The organism is Mucilaginibacter sp. P5_A4 (assembly GCF_056400605.1).
The window spans coordinates 21,830-28,129 of the sequence record NZ_JBFUKX010000061.1 but is presented as its reverse complement, the minus strand read 5'-3'; the positions used below and the strand labels follow the sequence as shown (position 1 = coordinate 28,129).

At 40.5% G+C, this 6,300-nt stretch carries 8 protein-coding genes; 2 read left to right on the top strand and 6 right to left on the bottom strand.

Going from position 1 to position 6,300, the window contains the following annotated elements; all coding sequences use genetic code 11:
• Positions 1-202 precede the first annotated feature (202 nt).
• The 3 genes from nadD to AC1DQW_RS24805 form a co-directional block, all read right to left on the bottom strand.
• A complete protein-coding gene (nadD, locus tag AC1DQW_RS24815) occupies positions 203-775 on the bottom strand; it encodes a nicotinate (nicotinamide) nucleotide adenylyltransferase (protein ID WP_477401981.1) in 573 nt (190 codons plus the stop codon).
• Positions 776-872: 97 nt separating this feature from the next.
• Positions 873-1,454, bottom strand: a complete 582-nt coding sequence (gene gmk / locus AC1DQW_RS24810; RefSeq protein WP_477456505.1) for a guanylate kinase — start codon at positions 1,452-1,454, stop codon at positions 873-875.
• A 90-nt stretch (positions 1,455-1,544) separates the two neighbouring features.
• Entirely contained in the window at positions 1,545-2,420 is an 876-nt protein-coding gene (locus tag AC1DQW_RS24805) for a YicC/YloC family endoribonuclease (protein WP_477417143.1), read from the bottom strand.
• A 240-nt stretch (positions 2,421-2,660) separates the two neighbouring features.
• Here AC1DQW_RS24805 and AC1DQW_RS24800 point away from each other — a divergent pair, with 240 nt between their 5' ends.
• On the top strand, positions 2,661-3,437 hold the full coding sequence (locus AC1DQW_RS24800) for a hypothetical protein (RefSeq protein ID WP_477456504.1): 777 nt from the start codon (positions 2,661-2,663) through the stop codon (positions 3,435-3,437).
• A 15-nt stretch (positions 3,438-3,452) separates the two neighbouring features.
• On the opposite strand, the gene rnc is transcribed toward AC1DQW_RS24800, so the two are convergent.
• Genes rnc through AC1DQW_RS24785 form a run of 3 tightly spaced genes read right to left on the bottom strand, consistent with a single transcriptional unit; the run spans position 3,453 to position 5,698 of the window.
• Complete coding sequence (rnc, locus tag AC1DQW_RS24795; protein ID WP_477401985.1) at positions 3,453-4,178, bottom strand: ribonuclease III; 726 nt, start codon at positions 4,176-4,178, stop codon at positions 3,453-3,455.
• Positions 4,179-4,188: 10 nt separating this feature from the next.
• Positions 4,189-5,442, bottom strand: coding sequence for a beta-ketoacyl-ACP synthase II (gene fabF / locus AC1DQW_RS24790; RefSeq protein WP_477401986.1), 1,254 nt, complete (start codon positions 5,440-5,442; stop codon positions 4,189-4,191).
• 19 nt (positions 5,443-5,461) lie between these two features.
• Positions 5,462-5,698: an acyl carrier protein gene (locus tag AC1DQW_RS24785; RefSeq protein ID WP_031266521.1), complete on the bottom strand. Its 237-nt coding sequence runs from the start codon at positions 5,696-5,698 to the stop codon at positions 5,462-5,464.
• 153 nt (positions 5,699-5,851) lie between these two features.
• Here AC1DQW_RS24785 and AC1DQW_RS24780 point away from each other — a divergent pair, with 153 nt between their 5' ends.
• Positions 5,852-6,271, top strand: coding sequence for an IPExxxVDY family protein (locus tag AC1DQW_RS24780; protein ID WP_477456503.1), 420 nt, complete (start codon positions 5,852-5,854; stop codon positions 6,269-6,271).
• The last annotated feature ends 29 nt before the right edge of the window (positions 6,272-6,300 follow it).

Sequence of the window (6,300 nt, the reverse complement as noted above, 5' to 3'; positions counted from 1 at the left end):
GGTGAAAGGTGAAAGGTGAAAGGTGAAAGGTGAAAGGTGAAAGGTGAAAGGTGAAAGGTGAAAGGTGAAAGGTGAAAGGTGAAAGGTGAAAGGTGAAAGGTGAAAGGTGAAAGGACATTATGTTAAGTTGGCCTTCCTATACAATAATAGCGATTGGTGAAGTTTAAGGAAAGCCTTTTACCCTTAACCTTTCGCCTTTACCCTACTTATACAAACTCTTGCTCTCAATAAATTTCAAAACCGGGTCTGGTACAAAATATTGAACGTTCTTTTTTTCGGCGATGGATTTGCGGATGAAGGTAGCGGATAGCTCCATGAGCGGGGTCATGGTTATGGTGACGGATGGGTGATTGGCAAGCTCGGCGTTTTCATAGCCGGGACGAGGGTAAACAAAGATGCGGTAATCGCGCAGGATGAGCTTATAATTTTTCCACTTGTGCAGGGTGCCCAGGTTGTCGGATCCCATGATGAGGGCAAACTCATGCTCAGGATATTTTTCTTTTAGGTGGGTTAGCGTATCAATTGTATATGATGGCTGCGGCAGTCTCAATTCTACATCGCTTACAGTAATATTGGTAGCATTATCAGTAGCCAGGCGGGCCATCTCCAACCTGTCGTAAGTGTTAATCAGGTCGCCATATTTTTTTAGCGGATTTTGCGGCGATACCACCAGCCAAACCTTGTCTAAGGTTGTATGGTTGGCCATGTAATTGGCAATGATAAGATGCCCTATATGTATGGGATTAAATGAACCGAACAGTAAGCCTATCTTCATCTCAGTTTGCCCCTATCCCCCCAAAAGGAAGGAATGAATAAATTATGATTTTTATGATATGTAAACCCTGACTAAATAAACTTTACTACCTCCCCCTTTAGGGGGCCGGGGGGCTAATAAAATCTTTAACTAATATCTCAGCTTCTTTGCAAGCCGTTTCAAGATCGTAATTTTTGAGTATAATATCAAATAGAGGGGCGTATTTTAGTTCTTTTTCGGCTTTTGCAAAGCGTTCGCGCAGTTTTTCTTCACTATCGGTGCCGCGGCTCGTTAATCGCTCTATCAAAACCTCTAATGATGGGGGTTGCACAAATATGGCAAGTGCCTGCCCGTCATATTTACGTTTAAGGTGAAGGCCGCCTTCAACGTCTATATCAAAAATAACAGTTTTGCCTTTTGCCCAGATGCGTTCAATTTCGGCACGCAGGGTGCCATAAAACGTGGCTGTGTAAACTTCTTCAAATTCAACAAATTGCTTTTTGGCAATACGGTGTGTAAACTCTGCCAGGCTAATAAAGTAATAATCTTTACCATCTTCTTCATCGCCGCGTGCCGGGCGTGTAGTTGCCGAAATAGAAAACTCCAGTTGGGGAATTATGCTGAGCAAATGATGTACTATAGTAGTTTTACCTGCACCGGATGGGGCCGAAAATATGATGAGTTTACCTTCTTGGGTCATTAGTTTATTAGTTCATTAGTTCATTGGTGTTTGGTGGTGCATAGTCACCAGCTTGCTACTAATGAACTAATGAACCAGTGAACCAATAAACTATAATACGTTTAACAGTTGTTCTTTAATCTTTTCCAATTCTTCTTTCATGCCTACAACCAGTTTCTGGATATTGGCATCATTGGCTTTTGAGCCAAGTGTGTTAATCTCTCTGCCTATTTCCTGAGAGATGAAACCCAGCTTTTTGCCATTGGCATCGGCATTTTTAAGTGTTTCGATGAAGTATTCGCAATGGGTTTTAAGCCGTATTTTTTCTTCGGTAATGTCCAGCTTATCAATGTAATAGATCAGCTCCTGCTCAAAACGGTTTTGGTCAATCGCTTCGCGGCTGGCAGCCTCGGCTAAAAATGTGTTTAGCCTTTCGCGGATCAGCGGAATGCGTTTTGGATCCTCTAACTCAACAAGCTCCAGGTTTTTAAGAATGATATTGATACGATACTTTACATCATTCTCCAATACATTTCCCTCATCGGCCCTAAATTGCTGGAAAGCGGCCAGGGCCTGCTGAAATGTTTTTTCTACCAGTTTCCATTCATCTTCTGATACTGTTTCTTCATCATATTTTACAACTTCGGGCAGGCCCAAAGCAAGCTGTAACAGATTTGAAGTTGGCTCGTTAAGTTCCTGGCTTACATCTTTAAGCTGCTGATAATAGTGTTTTAACAAAACCTTATCAATACCAGCTGCTTTAACAGAAGCATTTACCTGCTCAACATTAATAGATAGGTTTACTTTGCCGCGCTCTATCATTTTGCTGCAATCATTACGCAGCTGAAATTCTTTTTCTGAAAATATTTTGGGCAAACGGAGTGAAAGTTCAAGAAACTTGCTGTTCAGGGATTTTATCTCAACGGTATATTTTGTATTACCCGAATCAAAACTGGCAATTCCATACCCTGTCATGGATTTTATCATGCGCAAAGATAGGGTTTTAGTCGGAAAGTCTGAAAAGTCTGAAAAGTCAGAAAGTCCGAAAGTCAGTAAGTTGGTAAAGGCGGCAGTTAAACAATTCGCAGGCGGGTGGAATTTAAACTATAATTGCGATAATCTTTCGGACTTTACTGACTTTCGGACTTTCCCGACTTCCAACCGTTTAACACTTTTTCACATTTAGTTTAAAATACTCTGGCTATCTTTGCGTTTACAATAGTATTAATGCGTATTCGTTTTTCCCTGCAGTTACTCGTTTGCTTTTGCTTTGTTTTAAATGCATCAGCCCAGGAATTTACCCTTAAGGGTGTTACCTCTAAAAAGAACACACCCGAACGTGTGGGGCAGGTAATGATTAAAAATTTAAAAACCAATACTTTGATCATGAGCGATGATCTGGGTTGGTTCACGATAAAGGCATCTGCAGGCGATACACTGCTTTTTTCGAAAGAGAAATATACTCCGCAAAAAATAGAGGTGTTGAATAACAGCGATATGCCGGTGTATATGCAACCTCAGATTGTTTTGAACGAGGTTAAAATTACCGGCCAAACCAAACGGCAGGAGGTGAATGAAATTATGAGCGATTATCGTAAACAGGGTACATTTTACAATGGCAAGCCCCCGGTAACTTCGTTTATAACTAATCCCTTGACAGGTATCTATGAGCTTTTTGGCAAAACCCCTAACCGGGCAAAGCGTTTTGCCCAGTTTTCAAAAGGCGAAGTGGAACAGGCAGAAATTAACCGGCGATATAATATTGCTTTTGTGAGGCAAATTACCAAATTGCAATCGGATACACTGGCGCAGCGGTTCATGAATTATTATACGCCAACATTTGATGACCTGAAGGGCTGGAATGATTACGACCTGATAAAACACACCCAGAAATCATTTGAATACTACAATAATAGTAGCGAGAAAGATAAATTGGAGCTGCTTAATTCGCCAACATTCATCAAATCCGATTCAACAAAGCTGTCCTCACCAGGAAAACATTAACAAATAGGTTGTTTTTTAGATGCTCAAGGCTTCGCAGGCTTTTTCGGCGGCAAGCTTTTCGGCGTTCTTTTTACTAAATTCTTTGCCAGATCCCATCACGTCGCCATCAACAAGTGCTTGCACCGTAAAAAGTTTGGCGTTTTCGCCTTCCTGGTTGGTTACCAGTTCAAAAGTAATATCGCGGCCATGGCGCTGGCACCATTCAATTAATTTACTTTTAAAGTTAGTTTCGGTTTGCTCCAGTTTATGAATATCAATATGCGATTTGATGATGTGGTTTATCAGGAAGCGCTTGGTGAAATCATAGCCCTTATCCAAATAAACAGCACCAATTAACGCTTCAAAAGCATCGCCAAGTAACGATCCCTGCCTGCTGGAGTTTAGCATGCGGTTATCATACTCAATTAGTTTATCAAAGCCCAGCTTGCGGCCAAGCTGGTTAAGGTTATTACGGCTCACAATTTTTGAGCGCAGCTCTGTTAAAAAGCCCTCATCTTCATAAGGGTAAAGTTTAAAAAGTACTTCTGCAACAACGCTGCCCAGCACGGCATCGCCCAAAAACTCCAGACGCTCGTTACTGTTCTTTACACCCTTTTTTACGTTTTGAGCTACGGATTTATGCCGGAATGCCAAACGGTATAACGACAAATTGCCCGGCACAAAACCGAGCAAATTATTTAAAACCTTAACGTATTTTCTATTGGGCGATATATAAAGCTTGTAAAACCGACTTATAGGCATTAAACCACAATTAATCTTCGTATTTCTTAAATATAACAGAAGCATTATGGCCCCCGAAACCAAACCCATTGCTTTGAACTATATTAATTTCACGGTGCTGTGCTTTATTAAAGGTGAAATTAATTTTAGGATCAAAAGAAGGATCGTCGGCAAAATGGTTAATAGTAGGGGGTATTATACCATTCTTTAAAGCCAGTATAGAGGCAATAGCTTCAACTGCACCGGCAGCGCCAAGTAAGTGGCCTGTCATTGATTTGGTTGAGCTGATATTTATACGATAAATATCATCGCCAAAAACATCTTGTATAGCCTTAATTTCCTGCGGATCGCCAATAGGTGTTGATGTTCCGTGAACATTTACATAGTCAATATCTGCAGGAGTAAGGTTAGCATCTTCAAGGGCTGCACGCATAACCAGTGCTGCGCCAAGCCCATCCGGATGTGGCGCTGTCATATGGTAGGCATCAGCACTCATGCCGCCACCTATCATTTCGGCATAAATTTTAGCGCCACGGGCCTTTGCATGCTCCAGTTCTTCTAAAATTATGGTACCTGCGCCTTCGCCGGCTACAAAACCGTCTCTGTCCAGATCAAACGGACGCGATGCCGTTGCCGGATCGTCGTTACGGGTTGATAAGGCGTGCATGGCGTTAAAACCGCCGATACCTGCTTCGTTGATAATGGCTTCAGAACCTCCGCTTATAAACATATTAGCTTTACCCAAACGGATATAGTTGAATGAATCAATAAGCGAATTATTTGATGATGCACAGGCTGAAACAGTTGAAAAATTTGGCCCGCGCAATCCGTATTTGATAGAAATATGGCCGGGGGCAATATCAGCAATCATTTTAGGGATAAAGAAGGGGTTGAAACGTGGTGTTCCATCGCCTTTGGCAAAGTTTACAACTTCATCCAAAAACGTTTTTAAACCGCCAATACCTGACCCCCAGATAACCCCGATGCGGCTGGTATCTAATTTGCTAAAATCCAATCCGGCATCTTTTACAGCTTCTTCTGTTGAGAAAAGCGCGTATTGAACAAACGGATCTAATTTACGGGCATCTTTACGACCCAAAAAACCATCCGCATCAAAGCCCTTCACTTCGCATGCGAACTTAGTTTTGAAATGTGTGGTATCAAAACTTTTGATAAAGGCAGCGCCACTTACCCCATTGATCAAACCATTCCAATATTCAGAAACGGTATTACCAATTGGAGTAAGTGCTCCAAGCCCGGTTACTACAACTCTTTTGAACTCCATTTAATCCAGTTAGGGAGTCTTATTTAACGTTTTTTTCAAGGTAAGCAACAGCCTGACCTACAGTACCGATAGTTTCAGCCTGATCGTCAGGAATAGCCACGTTAAATTCTTTTTCAAACTCCATGATCAATTCCACGGTGTCTAACGAGTCGGCACCAAGGTCATTGGTGAAACTCGCTTCTGGTGTAACTTCACTTTCGTCAACACCCAGTTTTTCTACGATAATAGCTTTTACTCTTGAAGCGATATCAGACATAGTCTTTATAGTTTAATGATTAATAAAAATTCAGTGCAAAGAAAAATAAATTCTGTCAATAATCAAATCTAAAACTTTTACAATATAATTCGATAACAAAATTTTATTCGAACGGTTTCGATTTGTATTTTTGACGGTGTAAAAGTAATGATTTTGAACAGGAAATTTTTAAAGTTTGAGATCGATTTTGATTTTGTACTGATTGCGGTAACAACTTCATTAAAAGATTACCGTGCATGTTATCTTATCAATAAGTTTTTAAATTTTAATTTTATTAAAACGGAGGATTTGGCTGTTGATATTCATCAGGGAAGCGAACCTGTTTTATTTTCAAAATACCATTATAGCTGGGAAACTACCGAGACTGATTTTTATTTTATTGCGAATAAAGGCTCTGAGGGCTATTTAGTGCCCGAAATTAAGAGCGCCGATTATTTTTTAATGATCAGGAATTATATTGATGATAATGACCTTGACAACCTGATATCAACCATAAATAAGATCCCCGAAATTGTTGCCGCCGTAAAGATTGATCCGAAAAAAATAAAATCACGGGAAAATCTGTTATTTTAGCGCAAAATTTTAAAAGTGTTGGTATTACA